17 protein-coding genes are annotated in these 18,220 nt (G+C 40.8%); 14 read left to right on the plus strand and 3 right to left on the minus strand.

Annotation, left to right across the window (positions count from 1 at the left end):
- Nucleotides 1-4 precede the first annotated feature (4 nt).
- The gene (locus tag BN1875_RS11255; RefSeq protein WP_048604930.1) at nucleotides 5-2,419 is read right to left on the minus strand and encodes a transglycosylase domain-containing protein; all 2,415 of its coding nucleotides are present in this window, start codon (nucleotides 2,417-2,419) and stop codon (nucleotides 5-7) included.
- 170 nt (nucleotides 2,420-2,589) lie between these two features.
- Here BN1875_RS11255 and BN1875_RS11260 point away from each other — a divergent pair, with 170 nt between their 5' ends.
- The gene (locus BN1875_RS11260; RefSeq protein ID WP_048604931.1) at nucleotides 2,590-3,501 is read left to right on the plus strand and encodes an AEC family transporter; all 912 of its coding nucleotides are present in this window, start codon (nucleotides 2,590-2,592) and stop codon (nucleotides 3,499-3,501) included.
- A gap of 65 nt (nucleotides 3,502-3,566) precedes the next feature.
- On the plus strand, nucleotides 3,567-4,460 hold the full coding sequence (locus BN1875_RS11265) for a deoxyribonuclease IV (RefSeq protein ID WP_048604932.1): 894 nt from the start codon (nucleotides 3,567-3,569) through the stop codon (nucleotides 4,458-4,460).
- 98 nt (nucleotides 4,461-4,558) lie between these two features.
- Here the strand turns inward: BN1875_RS11265 and ndk are convergent, their stop codons facing one another.
- Nucleotides 4,559-4,957 carry a nucleoside-diphosphate kinase gene (gene ndk, locus BN1875_RS11270; RefSeq protein WP_048604933.1) on the minus strand — a complete coding sequence of 133 codons (399 nt, stop codon included), beginning with the start codon at nucleotides 4,955-4,957 and terminating at the stop codon, nucleotides 4,559-4,561.
- A gap of 219 nt (nucleotides 4,958-5,176) precedes the next feature.
- On the opposite strand from ndk, the gene BN1875_RS11275 reads away from it, so the two are divergent.
- The 9 genes from BN1875_RS11275 (at nucleotide 5,177) to thrB (ending at nucleotide 15,936) form a co-directional block, all read left to right on the plus strand.
- On the plus strand, nucleotides 5,177-5,398 hold the full coding sequence (locus BN1875_RS11275; RefSeq protein WP_048604934.1) for a YneF family protein: 222 nt from the start codon (nucleotides 5,177-5,179) through the stop codon (nucleotides 5,396-5,398).
- A gap of 428 nt (nucleotides 5,399-5,826) precedes the next feature.
- A complete protein-coding gene (locus tag BN1875_RS11280) occupies nucleotides 5,827-7,575 on the plus strand; it encodes an ABC transporter ATP-binding protein (RefSeq protein WP_048604935.1) in 1,749 nt (582 codons plus the stop codon).
- Nucleotides 7,575-9,356, plus strand: a complete 1,782-nt coding sequence (locus BN1875_RS11285; protein ID WP_048604936.1) for an ABC transporter ATP-binding protein — start codon at nucleotides 7,575-7,577, stop codon at nucleotides 9,354-9,356. The genes BN1875_RS11280 and BN1875_RS11285 overlap by 1 nt, the downstream gene beginning before the upstream one ends.
- A 111-nt stretch (nucleotides 9,357-9,467) precedes the next feature.
- Nucleotides 9,468-10,409: a thioredoxin-disulfide reductase gene (gene trxB / locus BN1875_RS11290; protein WP_048604937.1), complete on the plus strand. Its 942-nt coding sequence runs from the start codon at nucleotides 9,468-9,470 to the stop codon at nucleotides 10,407-10,409.
- A 130-nt stretch (nucleotides 10,410-10,539) separates the two neighbouring features.
- Nucleotides 10,540-12,267 carry a phospho-sugar mutase gene (locus BN1875_RS11295; RefSeq protein ID WP_048604938.1) on the plus strand — a complete coding sequence of 576 codons (1,728 nt, stop codon included), beginning with the start codon at nucleotides 10,540-10,542 and terminating at the stop codon, nucleotides 12,265-12,267.
- A 78-nt stretch (nucleotides 12,268-12,345) separates the two neighbouring features.
- Entirely contained in the window at nucleotides 12,346-12,639 is a 294-nt protein-coding gene (locus BN1875_RS11300; RefSeq protein ID WP_048604939.1) for an ArsR/SmtB family transcription factor, read from the plus strand.
- Between the two features lie 125 nt (nucleotides 12,640-12,764).
- A complete protein-coding gene (locus BN1875_RS11305) occupies nucleotides 12,765-14,015 on the plus strand; it encodes a homoserine dehydrogenase (RefSeq protein ID WP_048604940.1) in 1,251 nt (416 codons plus the stop codon).
- A 2-nt stretch (nucleotides 14,016-14,017) separates the two neighbouring features.
- Nucleotides 14,018-15,076: a threonine synthase gene (gene thrC, locus BN1875_RS11310; RefSeq protein WP_048604941.1), complete on the plus strand. Its 1,059-nt coding sequence runs from the start codon at nucleotides 14,018-14,020 to the stop codon at nucleotides 15,074-15,076.
- Nucleotides 15,073-15,936: a homoserine kinase gene (thrB, locus tag BN1875_RS11315; RefSeq protein ID WP_048604942.1), complete on the plus strand. Its 864-nt coding sequence runs from the start codon at nucleotides 15,073-15,075 to the stop codon at nucleotides 15,934-15,936. The genes thrC and thrB overlap by 4 nt, the downstream gene beginning before the upstream one ends.
- Nucleotides 15,937-15,998: 62 nt before the next feature.
- Here thrB and BN1875_RS11320 read toward each other — a convergent pair whose 3' ends face one another.
- Complete coding sequence (locus BN1875_RS11320; RefSeq protein ID WP_048604943.1) at nucleotides 15,999-16,850, minus strand: pyruvate, water dikinase regulatory protein; 852 nt, start codon at nucleotides 16,848-16,850, stop codon at nucleotides 15,999-16,001.
- A 94-nt stretch (nucleotides 16,851-16,944) separates the two neighbouring features.
- Between BN1875_RS11320 and BN1875_RS11325 the strand changes: the two genes are divergently transcribed.
- The 3 genes from BN1875_RS11325 to BN1875_RS11335 all read left to right on the plus strand — a co-directional run bounded on the left by BN1875_RS11325 (nucleotide 16,945) and on the right by BN1875_RS11335 (nucleotide 18,197).
- Nucleotides 16,945-17,373: a Fur family transcriptional regulator gene (locus BN1875_RS11325; protein WP_048604944.1), complete on the plus strand. Its 429-nt coding sequence runs from the start codon at nucleotides 16,945-16,947 to the stop codon at nucleotides 17,371-17,373.
- A 170-nt stretch (nucleotides 17,374-17,543) separates the two neighbouring features.
- Nucleotides 17,544-17,720: a 30S ribosomal protein S21 gene (gene rpsU, locus BN1875_RS11330; protein WP_002287321.1), complete on the plus strand. Its 177-nt coding sequence runs from the start codon at nucleotides 17,544-17,546 to the stop codon at nucleotides 17,718-17,720.
- Between the two features lie 33 nt (nucleotides 17,721-17,753).
- Nucleotides 17,754-18,197, plus strand: a complete 444-nt coding sequence (locus BN1875_RS11335; RefSeq protein ID WP_048604945.1) for a GatB/YqeY domain-containing protein — start codon at nucleotides 17,754-17,756, stop codon at nucleotides 18,195-18,197.
- Nucleotides 18,198-18,220: the final 23 nt, after the last annotated feature.

An 18,220-nucleotide genomic window follows, 5' to 3' on the forward strand; every position in this document is an offset into this window, starting at 1 on the left:
TTTTTTATTCATTTTTGTCAGTTTCTTTTTCTTCTTCCTTTTTCTCGTTTGCCTGATTCGTAGTATTTTGCGAGGTTGCGCGATTTGTTGAAGAAGTGGTTTTGGTTGTAGTTTTAATTGCTTTGTTCCAGTAATCTAAATAGTTTGCATCCGTTCCGCCGATGCCGAATTTAAAGCTGCTTTGAGGAACGGTATCGGTTGCCCAGTAAGAGGTTGTGGTGTCTTTCGGCGTTTGGACCGAGCGATTGTTTACTGTAACAGTTCCAGGTAAGGCACCGGTGAACTTCGAGACGGTTGCTTTTTTTACACTTTTATCGAGTGTAAAGGTTTGTTCCGTAGCAAAAACATCCGGGCTTGCCATATAAATGCGGTTGACTAAATTTGCTAGGTATTGACCGGTTCGTTGTCCGGCATCCTGATCATTTTTTGTTGTATTGTCGTCAAAGCCTGACCAACTGCTGATGGTTACGGAAGGTGTTGACACAATCAGCCAAGAATCCTTGTAATAATCTGAAGAACCAGTTTTACCAATCCAATCGGCTTGTGCAAGGTACCAATTCAAATTATTGATAGAAGATTTGAAAGGTGTTGTAATTTGTGCATCCAAAACACTGCGCATCAAGTCATTCATAATCGATGCAGTTGCAGGTGAATATACTTGAACTGGATTTTCTTTGTGTTTATAAATTGCATTTCCTTGATTGTCTGTAATTGATTCAATCAAGTAGCCTTCTTGGTACACACCGCCATTTGCCAGCGCTTGGAAACCATTTGTCTGCTGCAAGGTCGTGACGTCCATTGGTCCAAGTGGGGCAGACTCAAAACTCCATTCATCTAAAGCTGTATAATTCATTTTCTTCAAATAATTTTCATAAGCAAAATTAGCCGAAGTATTTTGTTGCAAGTCCTGATAAACGTGATAGGCAGGAATGTTGGTTGATTCATTCAAGGCTTCACGAACGGTCTGGAAGGTTTTCGATCCCTTATTGGTGGCATTCACGATATCTTCGCCAGCATTTTCACCAGCTTTCCAACTAGTTGGATAATCAGACACCCGAGTTTCTGTTCCAATCAGTCCTTGGTCAATTGCCGGACCATAAACTAGAACCGGCTTGATGGAAGAACCAGCCGCCCGCATGGTATCGAAGGCATGATTGTTTTGATTTTTTGAAAAATCGCGACTGCCAACAAAACCGAGAATTCGTCCAGTTTGATTGTCCATCATCACATTCCCAACTTCGACACGATCACCATTGTAATTATCCAATAGGTAGCCGTAATCTGCGACACCTTGTTGCATGGCGTCAAAAATCGCTTTGTCGATCGTCGATTTGACGGTATAGCCGCCAGTGACCAGTTCGTTTTTAGCTAATTCAAGGTATTTTTGATGGGTTTCGTCTTTATTAAATTCTTCCGTAGAAAGTTTGTCATTTGTAGCCAATTGTTTGGCGACGATTTCTTGTGCTTCTCCTAGAACAGTGTAGTAAAGAAAACCATGATCATTCGTAGTGGCATTTTGCCGTTTCAAGAAGTCTTTTTTTAAGTCGTAGTTTTTAGCTTCCTCGTATTCTTTTTTCGTGATGGCATGGTTGCGGTACATACTGAATAGAACAAAATCCTTTCGTTCCAAGCCGGCAGTCAGATTTTCTTTGATCTCACCGGTGTTATCATAGGGACTGTAAATAATTGGGCTTTGGGGAAGTCCGGCGATAAATGCCGCCTGAGCAAGATTGACATCCTTGGCATTTTTTCCGAAGATTCCTTTTGCTGCTTCTTGAACGCCTGCAATATTTTGGCCTTTATTGTTTCGACCAAAAGGTGAGACATTCAAATAGAGGGTAACGATTTCATCTTTACTGAAAAATTTTTCCACCTCCATCGCCAAAAGAATTTCATTGGCTTTACGTTTGAAGGTAGTTTCACTGCTCAACACCTGTTGCTTGACGATCTGCTGGGTCAATGTAGAGCCGCCGCCACCGCCAAAACCGATGGCTTCGGATAGCAGGGCACGAACCACTGCTTTGGGAACGACCCCATTGTGCTCGTAAAAATATTCATCCTCTGTCGAAATGATTGCTTTTTTAATCAGTTCGGAAATTTGATCGGATTTAATCGTTGTTCGCATTAAATCTGAACGAATCGTGGCGATTTCTTTGCTGTCAGCATAAGTCAATTTGGAGGTTTCTGAGATATCCCCCAAAGATTTTTGGAGTTCTTTTTTTGTTGGCGTATTTGTATCTTCTACCAGATAGGCAAAATAACCAGCACCAATCCCAGCAGCAAGTGCACCACCGATAATCAAAACAGCTAGGCCGACAAGCAGCAGTGAATGTAAGACGCGTAAACTAATATTGAAATAAAACCAGCCTTTTGATTTCTCGGAAAAAGGCTCTTGTGTTTTTTTTCCTTTTTGGGGCACGATTTTCACCTCAGTTTTATTTGGGTACCGTGTTATTATAGCAAAAATCAGAAAAAATGAATAGATGCTTAGCAAATGCTTAGAATTTCGGCAAATGTTTTTACGGACTTTCTTTCCCAAATGATTTCAGGTACTATGAACAAAGAATAGGCGTAGTGAAGGGAGCAAGTATGGCGACAATTTTAATCAATGCAGTTGGATTATTTGTTATTATTTTTTTCGGATATTTATTAAAACGCTTAAATTTATTATCAAAAGCAGATGGAACGACGCTTTCAGTCATCATTTTGACCATCACGTTGCCAGCCACGATTATTGTTAATTTTGCTTCTTTGCAAATAAAAAGCAGTTTATTTCTGCTGATTTTTTTAGGCTTCGGGCTTTCTATTTTACAAGTATTCGTCAGTTGGTTGCTGACGAAAAAAGAAGCACCTATCAAACAGGAATTTATGATGTATATGGCTTCGGGCTTTAATATTGGAAATTTTACGCTGCCCTTTGTCCAAAGTTTTTTACCCATCGGAATTCCCTTGATTTCCATGTTCGATCTGGGAAACAGCATCATGCTGGCTGGAGGAACAACCGTACTGGTGGATCATCTGGTAGGGAAGAATCAGCGCTTCGATTTGCGAAAAGTTTTGTGGAAACTATTTCGTTCGATTCCTTATACCGCTTATTTGGTTATGCTGTTGTTGCGGGTAGGTTCCATTGAATTACCGGAAAGTTTGTTGACCGTGTTGCAACCGATTGCTTATGCCAACACCTTTCTTTCGATGTTTATGATTGGTCTTTTTTTGGAATTGCGACTGCCTAAAAGTGCGCAACGAATCGTTTTGCAAAGTTTAGTGCTGCGTTATGGCATAGGTCTTGGGCTGGTAGTGCTGTTTTTATTTTTGCCCTTGCCACAGTTAGTCAAATTGGTGCTGTGTCTGTTGGCGGTGGCGCCAATCGCTACTTTTAACGTAATCAATGCAGTGGCTGCGGGGGTGGAGGAAGAAATCGTCGGCTTTTGTTCTTCCGTCAGTTTTTTACTCAGTTTAGGATTGATGACCGTGATTTTGTTATTATTTGGCGGAATATAAGCAGAAAAGTTGCCATCTTTTTGATTCATTGGAGATAATAGGAAACAGAACTGGAGGAGAAAACTATGTTGATTGGTTCACATGTATCTATGAGTGGGAAAAAGATGTTATTGGGAGCGGCAGAAGAAGCGGCGGGATATCAGGCGACGACTTTTATGATTTATACCGGTGCTCCGCAAAATACACGCCGCAAGCCCATCGAAGAATTAAATATTGAGGCAGGACAAACCTTTATGACGGAGCATTCTTTAAGCAATATCGTTGTTCACGCTCCTTATATCATTAATTTAGGTAATACGATCAAGCCGCAGAATTTTGGCTTTGCTGTTGATTTTTTGCACACAGAAATTCAACGGGCGCAAGCATTGGGAGCAACTCAAATTACACTGCACCCGGGAGCGCATGTGGGCGCTGGTGTTGACGCTGGGTTGAAGCAGATCATCAAAGGTTTAAATGAAATCTTGGAGAAAGATCAAATTCCGCAAATTGCGTTGGAGACGATGGCGGGAAAAGGAACGGAATTAGGCAGAACTTTTGAGGAATTAGCCGTCATTTTTGATGGAGTGACCTTAAACGAGAAATTGTCGGTTACCTTAGATACCTGTCACACAAACGATGCAGGTTATAACGTCAAAGAGGATTTTGATGGCGTGTTGGAAGAATTTGATAAGATCATTGGGTTGGAGCGTCTGAAAGTGATTCACGTAAATGATTCAAAAAATCCACGGGGCTCTCACAAGGATCGTCATGCAAATATTGGTTTTGGAACGATTGGTTTTGACGCCTTGAATGCCATCGTTCACCATGAAAAATTGAAAGATCTGCCAAAAATTCTGGAGACACCTTATGTAGGAGAAGACAAGAAGAATAAAAAAGCACCTTATGGTTTTGAAATTGACATGTTGCGAAAACAAACTTTTGATCCAAATCTTTTGAACAAAATAAATCCTTCTCTTTAATTGGAAACAGTGAAAATACGGGAACAAAAAAAGGACTCAGAAAGTCCCTTTCGTTAAAAATGGCTGGCGGAACGTGTTCGTTCTGCCTTTTTAATGTGTTACGGGAAAAAACGTGTGATTTCTTTTTCCGCAGCTTCCAGACAATCGGAGGCATGGATGATATTTTCTGATTTGTTGACTGCAAAATCTCCGCGAATCGTGCCGGGATCAGCTTCCAGTGCATTGGTTTTTCCTACCATTCTGCGGACGATCTCAATAACATTTTCTCCCTCTAATACAAGATAGATTACGGGACCAGAAGTCATATAGGTCACGATTTCGTGGAAAAAGGGTTTTTCGATTAGATGCTGGTAGTGGGTGTTAGCCATCTCAGGAGTCATCACTCCCTGCCGCATTTGAGTGATAGTCAACGTTCGATCTTCAAAGCGCTGAATGATTCGCCCAATCAATTTTCGTTTTACACCATCTGGCTTAATGATTACCAATGTTTGTTCCATTTTCATCACCTCGTCTTTTTTTCAGCTTATCATGTTTTCAAAGCTTTGAAAACGATTTCTTCTGTCTTTTTTTCTTTTTTGGAGATTTACTGGTTTTTTGCTGAAGAAAACAAGGGAATTATTTCAAAAAAAAGCATGAATTTTGGAAAACGCCTTTTCTTTTTAATGATTTTCTAGTAAAATAACTCATTGAGACTACCAGAGAAAGGAGAGATTTACATGAATGCAGGTATTGTTATATTGATTGCGGTTGTCGCATTAGTAATCGGCGCTGTTGGCGGGTTCTTTTTGGCGCGTAAATATATGAAAGATTATTTAGAAAAAAATCCTCCCGTTAATGAGGATATGTTACGAACAATGATGATGTCTATGGGGCAAAAACCATCTGAGAAAAAAATTCGTCAGATGATGCAACAGATGAAAAATCAAACGAAGAAATAATCGTTTGTTTTCTGAGACGAGTAACTGACAACGGGCTGATTTTTTCAGCTCGTTTTTTTCATGGTGTGAGTTGTAAGACTATTCAGAAAATTCAAAAGTTTGGATAAGATTATCAGTTCCACTTACCTCAAGTACACTAGTGGAATGATATGCGGCGTGACAATCAAACTAATTTTTCGATAAGAAAAATTAATTCTATAAAAGGAACAAGGATGTCAGTTCCACTTACCTCAAGTACACTAGTGGAATGAGGATAGGGCGTGACAATCAAACTAATTTTTCGATAAGAAAAATTAATTCTATAAAAGGAACAAGGATGTCAGTTCCACTTACCTCAAGTACACTAGTGGAATGATATACGGCGTGACAATCAAACTAATTTTTCAATAAGAAAAATTAATTCTATAAAAGGAACAAGGAGGAGAAAAATGTCGATTTTTAGAAAGTTAGGTTGGTTTTTTAAGCAAGAGAAGAAAAGCTATATCGTGGGGGTCACCTTCCTGATTTTAGTTGCGGTGGTGCAGTTGGTTCCCCCTAAAGTAATCGGAATCATTATTGATGAAATTGCAGAAGACAATATTCATTTAAATATTATCGTGTTTTGGGTCATTATTTTGTTGGTTGCGGCAGTTGCGGTTTATGTCTTCCGCTACATTTGGCGAACCAATATTTGGGGAAGTGCTGTACGGTTGGAAAAAGATTTGCGCCGGCAACTTTTTGATCATTTTACAAAAATGGACCATGTATTTTATCAAAAATATCGTACCGGTGATTTAATGGCGCATGCCACCAACGATCTGAATGCGATCCAAAATGTGGCGGGGGCTGGAATTCTGACCTTTGCGGATTCCTTTATTACTGGCAGTATGACCATCGTTGCCATGATGTTGTTTGTTGATTGGCGCCTAACATTGATTGCATTGATTCCACTGCCTTTGTTGGCGTTGACTTCACGAGTGCTGGGTTCACGATTGCATGATGCTTTTCGGGAATCTCAGGAAGCCTTCTCTACCATCAATGACAAAACGCAAGAAAGTATTACTGGAATGAAGGTAATCAAAACCTTTGGACAAGAACAGGAAGATTTAGCAGATTTTAGTTTGAAAATCGATAATGCCATCAGTAAAAATCGGCGGGTTAATTTTCTTGATGCGCTGTTTGATCCCTTTATCACGTTGATTATTGGTGTTTCTTACGTGATTACGATTATTCTTGGCGGAAAATTTATCATGGAAGATACCATCACCATCGGGCAGTTGGTTTCCTTTATCAGTTATATTGGTATGTTGGTATGGCCAATGTTTGCCATTGGTCGGTTATTCAACGTCTTAGAGCGGGGAAATGCCAGTTATGACCGGGTTTCCGGACTATTGGGAGAAAAAACCCATATCGTTGAGAAAAAAGATGCTGTTAAAACAACTGCAGAAGGTGCAATTAATGTAGACGTTGCATCCTTTACTTACCCGGATGATGATCATCCAACCTTGGAGCAAATCAAGTTCACTATTCAAAAAGGAGATACATTGGGAATTGTCGGGAAAACCGGGGCTGGTAAAACAACGATTTTAAAATTGCTGATGCGGGAATATGACGATTATGAGGGGAAAATTATTTTTGGCGAGCATGATGTGAAAAATTATTCGTTGAATGCGTTGCTGCATGCGATTGGTTATGTTCCTCAAGATCATTTTTTATTCTCCATGACGATTCGTGACAATATTCGCTTTGCTAATCCGGCGTACACCCAAGAAGAAGTTGAAACAGCTGCTTCTTTGGCAGTAATCAATGAAGATATCAAAGGTTTGCCGGAAGGATACGATACGCTGGTGGGGGAACGCGGGGTTTCTCTTTCAGGGGGACAAAAACAACGGATCTCAATTGCTCGAGCATTAGCAGTCGATCCAGAGTTGTTGATTTTGGACGATGCTTTATCTGCCGTCGATGCCAAAACGGAAGAAGCGATTTTGCACAATTTAAGAGAATACCGAAAGAACAAAACAACAATTATTTCTGCTCACCGTTTAAGCAGCGTCATGCATGCCAAACAGATTATCGTATTGGATGAAGGACGAATCATTGAACGAGGCACCCACAGCGAATTGCTGGCATTGAATGGCTGGTACCGCAGAATGTGGGATAAACAGCAGCTAGAAGCAAAAATTGAAGGAGGAGAATAATGGAACAACATCAATCAGAGTGGACGAAGTCAATTCCCTTCAAAGAACAAAAAACGATCATCAAGCGATTATTCGTTTTTGCACGTCCCTTTCGCAGCACCTTTTTTGTAGCAATTCTTTTTGCTCTTGTGTTATCTGTTGTCAACGTTATTTTGCCGCGGATCATCCAAACGTTTATGGATGATTACTTGACTGAAAAAAACGCAACGACACAAATCATTTTATTTTTTGCCGGACTTTATCTCTTTGGCGTAATCGTTAAAGCAATCATCTGGTTTTTCCAATGGTTTCTTTATTCGATGGCTTCCTTGAAAACCTATCAGTATATTCGAGTAAAACTATTCGAAAAATTGCATACGTTAGGGATGCGCTATTTTGATCAAACCCCTGCCGGTTCAATCGTATCGCGGGTGACCAACGATACGGAAACACTTTTTGAGTTCTGGTATGTCTTTTTAATGGTATTGACAGGGATTTTTGCAGTAATTTCCTCTTTTATCGCCATGTTTCAAATCAGCCCTAAAATTGCATTGGCAAATCTTTTGTTTTTGCCGATTTTATTAGTGGTCATATGGTACTATCAAAAATTCAGCTCCCGAATTTATCGACAAATGCGGGAAAAGTTGAGTCAACTAAATACGAAACTAAATGAATCAATCTCAGGAATGCAAATCATCCAACAATTTCGTCAAGAAGCTCGCTTGAATCAAGAATTTGAAGAAATCAATGATGATTACTTGAAAACCCGATTCGCCATGATTAAAACCAACTCACTTTTGCTGGCACCAATCATTAATTTTCTTTATGCGATCGCCATTGCTTTGTCATTGACGCTTTTCGGATTTGATGCCTTGCATTCTCCTGTTGAAGTAGGGTTGATTTACGCCTTTACCACTTACGTTCAGGGCTTTTTCAATCCCATGACGCAAATGATGGACTTTTTGAGCGTCTTTACCGATGGAATGGTGGCAGGCAGCCGAATTCTAAAAATCATGGATAATGAAGAAGCGACACCACAACAAAATGCCGATGCAAAAGAAGTTATCCAAGAAGGAGAAATCGAATTCCGTCACGTAAGTTTTTCTTATGACGGCAAAAATAATGTGTTGAATGATATTTCGTTTGTTGCACGACCTGGAGAAACTGTAGCACTTGTTGGTCATACCGGTAGCGGAAAAAGCTCAATCATCAATGTTTTGATGCGTTTCTATGAGTTTAGCGAAGGACAGATTTTGATCGATGGAAAAGACATCCGTGAATTTCCAATCGAAGAAATTCGTAAAAAACTTGGCTTAGTTCTGCAAGATGCGTTTATGTTTTACGGGGATATCTCCGACAACATTCGTTTGCTGAATAAAGAAATCTCTGACGAACAAATCGAAGCAGCTGCCCGTTTTGTTCAAGCAGATCATTTTATTCAACAACTTCCTAGCGGCTACCATGCCAAAGTGATTGAAAGAGGTGCCAGCTATTCCAGCGGACAACGGCAATTGATTTCCTTCGCCAGAACAATGGTGACCGATCCTAAAGTGCTGGTTTTAGATGAAGCCACCGCCAATATCGATACAGAGACAGAAGGCTTGATCCAAGAAGGATTGGCAAATATGCGGCAAGGGCGAACAACGATTGCTATTGCTCACCGTCTCTCAACGATTCGCGATGCTGATTTGATTCTCGTATTGGACAAAGGAAATATCGTGGAACGAGGCAATCATAGTGAGTTACTGATGCAAGATGGTTTGTATGCGGATATGTACAAATTGCAAAGTAGTGAGGTATAATTTGCAAGAGTTGATTTTGTTAATAATTGGAAAAGCTTCAAGCAGAAGATTAGACAGAATGGCAAAACTAAACTAAAGTTAACTTACAAATTATAAGTGGGGGATTTTTTAATGTATGATGTAATCGTAATCGGTGCCGGACCTGCCGGAATGACAGCCGCACTTTATGCTTCTCGATCAAATCTATCCGTGTTGATGATTGAACGAGGAGCACCTGGCGGACAAATGAACAATACCGCCGAAATCGAAAATTATCCGGGATTTGATTCCATCATGGGACCAGAGCTTGCTATGAAGATGTACGAAGGTGTTTCCAGATTTGGCACAGAAAACGCTTATGGAATCGTCCAAGACGTCGTAGATCATGGCGCGTATAAAGAAGTCTTCACTGAAGATGAAAGCTACAAGGGCAAAACCGTGATCGTAGCTACTGGCTGTGTACATCGCAAGCTAGGCGTTGCCGGTGAAGAAGAATTTGCCGGTCGCGGCGTTTCTTACTGTGCGGTTTGTGATGGTGCCTTTTTCCGCAATAAAAAATTATTAGTCATCGGCGGTGGTGATTCAGCAGTAGAAGAAGCAATTTATTTGACTCAATTTGCTTCTGAAGTCATCATTGTTCACCGCAGAGAAGAATTGCGAGCACAAAAAATCATCCAGGACCGGGCATTTGCCAATGAAAAAATTTCTTTCATGTGGAATTCGGTAGTAGAAGAAATAGAAGGCAATGAAATGGTTGTCACAGGCGCAAAGATTCGCAATGTCAAAACCAATGAAGTTCACGAAGAAAGTGCGAACGGAATCTTCATCTATGTAGGATTGGACCCACTGTCTGGACCAGTTAAAAACCTAGGCGTCACAAATGAAGCCGGCTGGATTTTGACGGATGACCAAATGCGGACTTCCATCCCTGGTGTTTTTGCTATCGGTGACGGACGGGAAAAAACGTTGCGTCAAATCACAACAGCAGTTGGTGAAGGCGGAATCGCCGGTCAACAAGTATTTAATTATTTAGAAGAACAAAAAGAACATCCTGAAAATATCGCCGCAAAATAAACGAAAAGTATCTGTTGATTTCAGCAGATACTTTTTTTGTTCTTTAAGGAGTTTGCAGTGGTTTTGTTGGCGTGTACAAAAAGGCGTGTTATACTTAAAGGGTGAAATTAAATGAAAGAGGTGTTATTTCATGTCTTGGGAACAAGTGTATGAACAGTGGATAAACGATGCCAATTTAGAAGAAACACTAAAAAAACAGCTAGGTGATTTACAAGAGGATCCAGAAAAATTAGAGGATGCCTTTTATGCGCCGTTGGAATTTGGAACTGCCGGTATGCGGGGCATCTTAGGACCGGGAATCAACCGAATGAATATTTATACTGTCCGTCAAGCAACGGAAGGATTGGCGCTATTTATGGATGAACAAGATCCAGAAACACGTCGCCGTGGGGTTGCAATCGCTTATGATTCGCGCCATTTGTCACCAGAATTTGCGATGGAAGCAGCAAAAACTTTGGCAAAACATAATATTCCTACTTATGTTTTTGAAAGTTTGCGTCCGACGCCGGAATTATCTTTTGCGGTGCGCTATTTGAAAGCATTTGCTGGAATTATGATTACTGCTTCTCACAATCCTGCAGCCTACAATGGCTATAAGGTTTATGGGGAAGACGGGGGGCAAATGCCACCAGCTGATGCGGACCGTTTGACAACCTTTGTCCGTTCAATTATCAATCCATTGGAAATCAATGTATTGTCAGATGAAGAAGCAGAACATAGTGGACTGATTCATATTATCGGTGAAGATGTCGATCTTCCTTATTTAAAAGAAGTAAAAACGGTAACGATTAATCAAGAATTAATCAATGAAATGGGTAAGGAATTAAAATTGGTGTACACTCCATTGCACGGTACCGGAAAAATGTTGGGAGAAAAGACATTGCAACAAGCCGGTTTCGAAAAATTTGTCATTGTTCCAGAACAAGCAGAGCCAGATCCCAATTTCCGTACCGTTCATTCGCCTAATCCTGAAGAACATTCGGCCTTCGAATACGCCATCAAATTAGGAGAAAAAGAAGATGCAGATCTTTTGATTGCTACTGATCCAGATGCAGACCGTTTAGGTGCAGCCGTTCGTTTGCCTGATGGTACTTATCAGGTTTTAACAGGAAATCAACTAGGTGCATTGATGGTTCGTTATATTTTAGAGGCCCACAAACAAGCCGGAACATTGCCAGAAAATGCAGTAGTGTTAAAATCGATTGTTTCCAGTGAATTGCCAACAGTGATTGCACAAAATTATCAAGTGACAATGCTAAATGTTTTGACTGGTTTTAAATTTATTGCTGAAAAAATCAAACAATTTGAAGAAGATCATTCTCATACTTTCATGTTTGGTTTTGAAGAAAGCTACGGCTATCTAGTAAAACCCTTCGTTCGGGATAAAGATGCGATCCAAGCATTGGTTTTATTAGCTGAAGTTGCCGCTTATTACAAGAAACAAGGCAAGACACTTTACGACGGTCTCCAAGATATTTTTGAAGAATATGGTTACTTTAGTGAAAAAACGATTTCTGTTACTCTTAGTGGCTTAGATGGCCCAGCAAAAATCAAACAAATCATGAATAAGTTCCGAGAACAAGCACCGTCTTCCTTTGCCGGAGTTCCTGTTGTACAAACTGAAGATTTCAAACAATTGACACGAGTGGGCTTAGACGGTAACATGCAAAAGATGACTACACCGCCATCAGATGTTCTGAAATATATGATGGAAGATTCTAGCTGGATTGCCGTTCGTCCTTCCGGAACAGAACCAAAAATCAAATTCTACATTGGTGTAAAAGCTGACTCAGAAACGGCAGCAACACAACGAGTGGCTGCTTTGGAAGACGCCATCAACAAAATCACGAATGACTAGCAAAAAGCCGTACACGGAATTGGAAAAATCAAAATCCGCTGCGAATAGTTTTTTGAAATGATTGAAAGAGGGAAAAACATGGACCGATATTCATTAGCAGATGTCGAAAAAATCAGCCAATTATTCAAAGTGTTAAGCGATCCTACTCGGTTAAAAATTTTGATGTCGCTAGATGAAGGGGAACGCAACGTGACTTCCATCGCAACCGTTGTTGCAATGGAACAATCGGCTGTTTCCCATCAATTGAAACTTCTGCGGGAAAAACGAGTGGTAAAAGCACGCCGCGAGGGGAAAACCATGTTGTATAGTTTAGATGATAATCATGTGATCGATATTTTAGAACAAACACTAAAACATATCCATCATCAATAAAAAATTGGGGCTTTTCTTTTAAGAAAAGCCCTAGTTTTTTTGAGTCAATTTTGGTATGCTAGATAAAATTAGATGAGAAAAGAATGAATGTGTTTTAATATCATTATTAGTTAAGGAGGCATTGTATGAAGAAACTAACAATCGGAATCCTCGGTTTAGGAGTCGTTGGCACAGGTGTTCTAACGATTTTAGCGGAACAGCAGGAACAGCTTCGACAGCGGGGAATTGATTTGACGATTACAAAAGCGTTGGTGCGTAAAGCAGAAGACAAAACGGACCTTGCAAAAAAATACCATATCCAATTGGTCCATGATGCCGAAGAAATTTTGACAGATTCTGCCATTGATATTGTTGTGGAGGTAATCGGCAAAATCCATCCTGCCAAAGAATTTATCACAACGGCTTTGAAAAACGGCAAACATGTAGTGACTGCAAACAAGGATCTTTTGGCACTCCACGGGGAAGAATTGTCGCAACTTGCCCAGCAGCAGGATTGTTTTCTTTACTATGAAGCAAGTGTGGCGGGAGGTATTCCGATTTTGCGCACTTTGCAAAACAGCTATCTCGCAGATGAAATCACTGAAATTAGTGGAATTATCAACGGTACGACTAATTATATGTTAACTCAAATGAAAGAAAAAAAATTGTCCTACGAAGAAAGTCTGAGCCAAGCGCAACAGTTAGGCTTTGCAGAATCAGATCCGACAAATGATGTGGATGGTTTCGATGCGGCCTACAAAACCATTTTATTAACGGCATTTGCCTTTGATATGTCACTTTCTTTTGAGGAGCTTACGATTGAAGGAATCCGAGATATCCAAAAAGAGGATATTCGCACCGCCAACCGATTAGGGTATGAGATAAAACTAATTGGTCGAGGGCAACGAATTGGAGATGCAGTTTATGCAGAGGTGGCTCCGATGTGGGTTCCTCAACATCATCCTTTAGCCACAATTCGCAATGAGTTTAATGGTGTTTTTGTTAAAAGCCGTGGTATCGGTAGTGGAATGTATTACGGACCTGGGGCAGGCGCACGACCGACAGCCACCAGTGTTGTAACGGATTTGGCAACTATTGCAGAAAATCTACAAGCAGGACTTCCTAAGCTGCCTTTTTATGGAACGCTGGGACCAAAGAAATTAGCAGCCGCCGATAAAGTACTTTCTCGTTACTATTTGTCGTTTACACTTTCAACAGAAGAGATGCCGCAGTTACGGCAACAATTAGCGGCAGCAAAGATTACCGGCACAGAAGTTTTGTCGCCGGATAATCCCACTCGATTCGTTTTGCTGACGGATCCATTGACAGTCACACAGGTACAATCGATCAATGTGGACGCAAACCTTGATCGTCGAATGAAAATATTGGAGGAATAGCCATGTATGAAGGATTACTAAAAAAATATCAAGCGTATTTACCAATCACCGATAAAACACCACAGCTTTCTTTAGCAGAAGGGAATACTCCTTTGATTCCGCTAACTAGTTTATCTAAAGAACTGGGAATTAATTTATATGGAAAATATGAAGGCTTGAATCCAACCGGATCTTTTAAAGACCGCGGAATGGTTATGGCGGTAGCAAAAGCTGTAGAAGAAGGGGCAAAGGCAATTATTTGTGCTTCTACTGGAAATACCAGTGCCGCAGCCGCAGCCTATGCAACAAGAGCCGGTATCAAGGCATACGTTGTCATTCCTGATGGCAAAATTGCAATGGGAAAATTGGCACAGGCAATTATTTATGGTGCCGATATCATTTCCATTCCCGGCAACTTCGATGAAGCATTGAAAGCCGTTCGTGATATTGCAAAAACAGAAGCTGTTGCTTTGGTCAACTCTGTCAATCCCTATCGATTGGAAGGACAAAAAACCGCCGCTTTTGAAGTCTGTGAACAATTAGGAAAAGCTCCTGATGTGTTAGCAATCCCAGTAGGTAACGCGGGAAATATTTCCGCTTATTGGAAAGGATTCAAAGAATGGCACGAAAAACAAGGCACCGCATTACCAAGAATGCATGGATTTGAAGCAGAGGGTGCCGCAGCAATCGTCAAGGGACAAGTAATCGAGCAACCTGAAACTGTAGCGACAGCGATTCGAATCGGCAATCCAGCAAGTTGGAAATTAGCTGAAGCCGCTCGTGACGAATCAAATGGCTATATCCATTCAGTTACAGACGAAGAAATTCTCAATGCTTACCGTAAAGTAGCCAGCCAAGATGGTGTCTTTGTTGAACCGGGATCAGCAGCATCTCTTGCTGGTGTAATCCAACATGTGAAATCTGGAAAAATCAAACAAGGTGAAACTGTTGTTGCGGTCTTCACTGGAAATGGATTAAAAGATCCCGATACTGCTATCAATGCAACAAATACGATCATCCACAAAATGAGTGATGTAGAAGAAATGCGCAGCCATCTTCGTGAAGGAGTGGCAAAACTATGAAAATCCGCGTGCCGGCAACAAGTGCCAATCTAGGTCCGGGTTTTGACTCTTGCGGAATTGCGTTAAATCGCTATTTGGTTATTGAAGTGATCGGTCAAAGTGAAGAATGGCAGATCGACCACAATTTATCTGACGAAATTCCCAGCGATGAAAAAAATCTGCTGATTGAAATTGCACGACAGGTCGCGCCGGAGCTTACTCCCCATCGCTTGAAAATGACCACGGATATCCCAGTTGCTCGCGGCTTGGGCAGCAGTTCTTCCGTAGTAGTAGCAGGAATCGAGCTGGCCAATCGTTTGCAGCACTTGAATCTGACAGAAGAGGAAAAAGTAGCATTGGCTACAAAATTTGAAGGACATCCAGACAATGTGGCACCCGCTATTTGTGGCGATTTTGTCGTAGCAAGTTCGTTGGAAGGAGAGACCGATTACGTCAAACACTATTTTCCCGATTGTGGGTTCATCGCATTTATCCCAAATGAAGAGCTTTTGACAAAAGAGAGCCGACAAGTTTTGCCGCGGGAATTGCCCTTTGCAGAAGCGATTAAAGCCAGCAGTGTTGCCAACGTGATGATCGCTGCCGCAATCAAAGGGAATCTTCCCCTTGCTGGAAAAATGATGGAGCAAGATCGGTGGCACGAACCTTATCGTCAGCGACTCGTTCCCCATTTGCCTGCTGTGAGACAGGTTTGTCATGAAGAAGGGGGATATGGCTGCTTTTTAAGCGGCGCAGGACCCACCGTGATGGTATTAGCTTCAACTACCAAAAGCGAGAGAATTATCAGCCGTTTGAAGGAACTATCCTCTCATGCTGCAGTTGAATTTTTACAAATCGATCGAGAAGGTGTTCAAGTCTTTTAAAAAAAGAACTGTCTGCAGAATTTCCAACGGTTATCTGTTGGTTGTCTGCAAACAGTTCTTTTTTAATTGTCATTGGATTCTGTAACAAAGTAGCTGTGGTCTTCTAGATCCAGAGCATTCATGATTAAGGAAGCTGTTTCTTCGATGGAAAGAGTCGCTACATTAATGACTACACACCCTAATTTTTGGTAGAGGTCGTTTGCAAATTCTAATTCTGCCCGAATTTTTTCAATATCGGAATAGGCAGTATCTGGATTCAGACCATACGAACGCATCCGTTCCTTACGAATACTGTTCAGCACGTTTGGATCATTCGTCAAACCGACAATTTTCTTTGGATCAACTTCCCATAGTTGCTTGGGGATGTGGGCTTGCGGGATCAGCGGTAAGTTGGCGACCTTCAAATTTTTATTTGCCAAAAACAAACTTAAGGGTGTTTTTGAGGTGCGGGAGACACCTAACAAGACAATGTCGGCTTCTAAAAAACCGCGGGGATCTTTGCCATCGTCATATTTGACAGCAAATTCCATCGCTTTGATCCGTTTAAAATAATTCTCATTCAGGTGATGCAGTGCACCAGGTTCTCTGGAGGGAGTGATTCCGCTACGTTTTTGGATTTCCAGTACAACCGGATTTAAAATATCAAGACTAAATAACTGGCTTTCTTCACAAAATTCCTTGACGATAGTCACCAATTCTTCGTTAATCATGGTGTGTAAGACCAAGGCATTCTGTTTTTTTGCATCTGCCAAAGCTTTCAGCAATGTTTCCTTGTCATTGACAAAGGTTCGGCGAAAAAGATTGAATTCAACTGTCGAGTATTGGGCCATTGCCGCTTGTGCTAATTTGGTTGCCGTTTCTCCAGCGGAATCGGAAATTACAAAAAAGGTTAAAATTTGTTCCTCATTCGTCATTTTGCAAAAACCTCACTTGTTTTTTTAGATAATCTATTATACCATACAGAAGAGATTTAATTCGTAATCATTCTGATTTAGGAGGAGCGAAAAAATGGCAGTTCAAACGTTACTCGACCATGCAATGACCACATTAAAAAAAAGCGGGTTTAAACATACCAAAAAAAGAGAAGCAATGATTACCTTTTTAGTCAAACGCAATCGCTATGTGTCTGCTCGAGAAGTACACGAGCATATGACGGACTTATTTCCAGGTTTAAGCTATGACACTGTTTATCGAAATTTGCATGATTTTGCAGAAATTGATTTATTGGAAGAAACCGATTTGAACGGAGAGATGAAATTTCGGTTTCATTGTTATCAAGGACATCATCACCACCATCATTTTATTTGTACCGTCTGCGGAAAAACAAAAGAATTGACGATTTGTCCCATGGATTTTTTTGAGGAACAATTACCCGGATGCAAGATTGAAGGACACCGATTTGAGATTTTAGGTCGTTGTGAGGCATGTCAATCGTAATTTTTTGCAGAAAAGACCGATTTAGGCGAAAGTATTTGCAATTTTTCGTGGAATATCTTGACACCTAAATTTTACTTGGTTATAATTTTTTAAGGACAGTCTTGTTTTTTGAGATTAAAATTTCAATGACAAAAACGGTTACTTTTTAGGCTCGGAGGGAGGGAATTTACATGTCAAAAACAGTGGTTCGCAAAAATGAATCTCTTGACGATGCTCTTCGTCGCTTCAAACGTTCCGTGTCAAAAGCCGGTACTTTACAAGAATCTCGCAAGCGTGAATTCTATGAAAAACCTAGCGTACGACGCAAGAAAAAATCTGAAGCAGCTAGAAAACGCAAAAAATTCTAGTTTTCGGCTACTTGAAGAACTGGAGCTGGTAGTGTGTCACTACTAAGTACACTGAACGATGATATGAAACAAGCGATGAAAGCAAAGGATAAGGACAGATTGCAGGTGATTCGCATGTTGAAAGCCGCCGTTCAAAACGAACAGATCAAAGCGAGTCGCGATTTGAATGAGGAAGAGGAATTGACGTTATTGTCTCGTGAGATGAAACAACGTCGTGATTCGTTGACTGAGTTTGAAAAAGCAGGTCGTGAAGATTTGGCAGAAAAAGTGAAAACTGAAATTGCTATTGTTGAACAATATCTTCCTGCACAACTTTCTGAAGAAGAAATTCGTCAAATCGTTGCTGCAGCGATCGAAAAGACTGGTGCTGCTTCACCAAAGGAATTTGGTAAAGTCATGGGTGCTGTGATGCCGCAAGTGAAGGGCAAAGCAGACGGTAACCAAGTCAACGCGATCGTCAAAGAGTTATTACAATAATTTCGTTGATTTGTGAATTGGGA

The organism is Enterococcus massiliensis, from assembly GCF_001050095.1.
In the GTDB taxonomy this organism is placed as follows: Bacteria; Bacillota; Bacilli; order Lactobacillales; family Enterococcaceae; genus Enterococcus_C; species Enterococcus_C songbeiensis.

Excerpts from the sequence above, each read along its gene's own strand:
- BN1875_RS11300 (WP_048604939.1), top strand. The coding sequence starts at position 12,346 with ATGGACCGATATTCATTAGCAGATGTCGAAAAAATCAGCCAATTATTC.
- BN1875_RS11260 (WP_048604931.1), top strand. The coding sequence starts at position 2,590 with ATGGCGACAATTTTAATCAATGCAGTTGGATTATTTGTTATTATTTTT.
- rpsU (WP_002287321.1), top strand. The coding sequence starts at position 17,544 with ATGTCAAAAACAGTGGTTCGCAAAAATGAATCTCTTGACGATGCTCTT.
- BN1875_RS11305 (WP_048604940.1), top strand. The coding sequence starts at position 12,765 with ATGAAGAAACTAACAATCGGAATCCTCGGTTTAGGAGTCGTTGGCACA.
- BN1875_RS11275 (WP_048604934.1), top strand. The coding sequence starts at position 5,177 with ATGAATGCAGGTATTGTTATATTGATTGCGGTTGTCGCATTAGTAATC.
- thrB (WP_048604942.1), top strand. The coding sequence starts at position 15,073 with ATGAAAATCCGCGTGCCGGCAACAAGTGCCAATCTAGGTCCGGGTTTT.
- BN1875_RS11295 (WP_048604938.1), top strand. The coding sequence starts at position 10,540 with ATGTCTTGGGAACAAGTGTATGAACAGTGGATAAACGATGCCAATTTA.
- BN1875_RS11320 (WP_048604943.1), bottom strand. The coding sequence starts at position 16,850 with ATGACGAATGAGGAACAAATTTTAACCTTTTTTGTAATTTCCGATTCC.
- BN1875_RS11265 (WP_048604932.1), top strand. The coding sequence starts at position 3,567 with ATGTTGATTGGTTCACATGTATCTATGAGTGGGAAAAAGATGTTATTG.
- trxB (WP_048604937.1), top strand. The coding sequence starts at position 9,468 with ATGTATGATGTAATCGTAATCGGTGCCGGACCTGCCGGAATGACAGCC.
- BN1875_RS11285 (WP_048604936.1), top strand. The coding sequence starts at position 7,575 with ATGGAACAACATCAATCAGAGTGGACGAAGTCAATTCCCTTCAAAGAA.
- BN1875_RS11280 (WP_048604935.1), top strand. The coding sequence starts at position 5,827 with ATGTCGATTTTTAGAAAGTTAGGTTGGTTTTTTAAGCAAGAGAAGAAA.
- ndk (WP_048604933.1), bottom strand. The coding sequence starts at position 4,957 with ATGGAACAAACATTGGTAATCATTAAGCCAGATGGTGTAAAACGAAAA.
- thrC (WP_048604941.1), top strand. The coding sequence starts at position 14,018 with ATGTATGAAGGATTACTAAAAAAATATCAAGCGTATTTACCAATCACC.
- BN1875_RS11325 (WP_048604944.1), top strand. The coding sequence starts at position 16,945 with ATGGCAGTTCAAACGTTACTCGACCATGCAATGACCACATTAAAAAAA.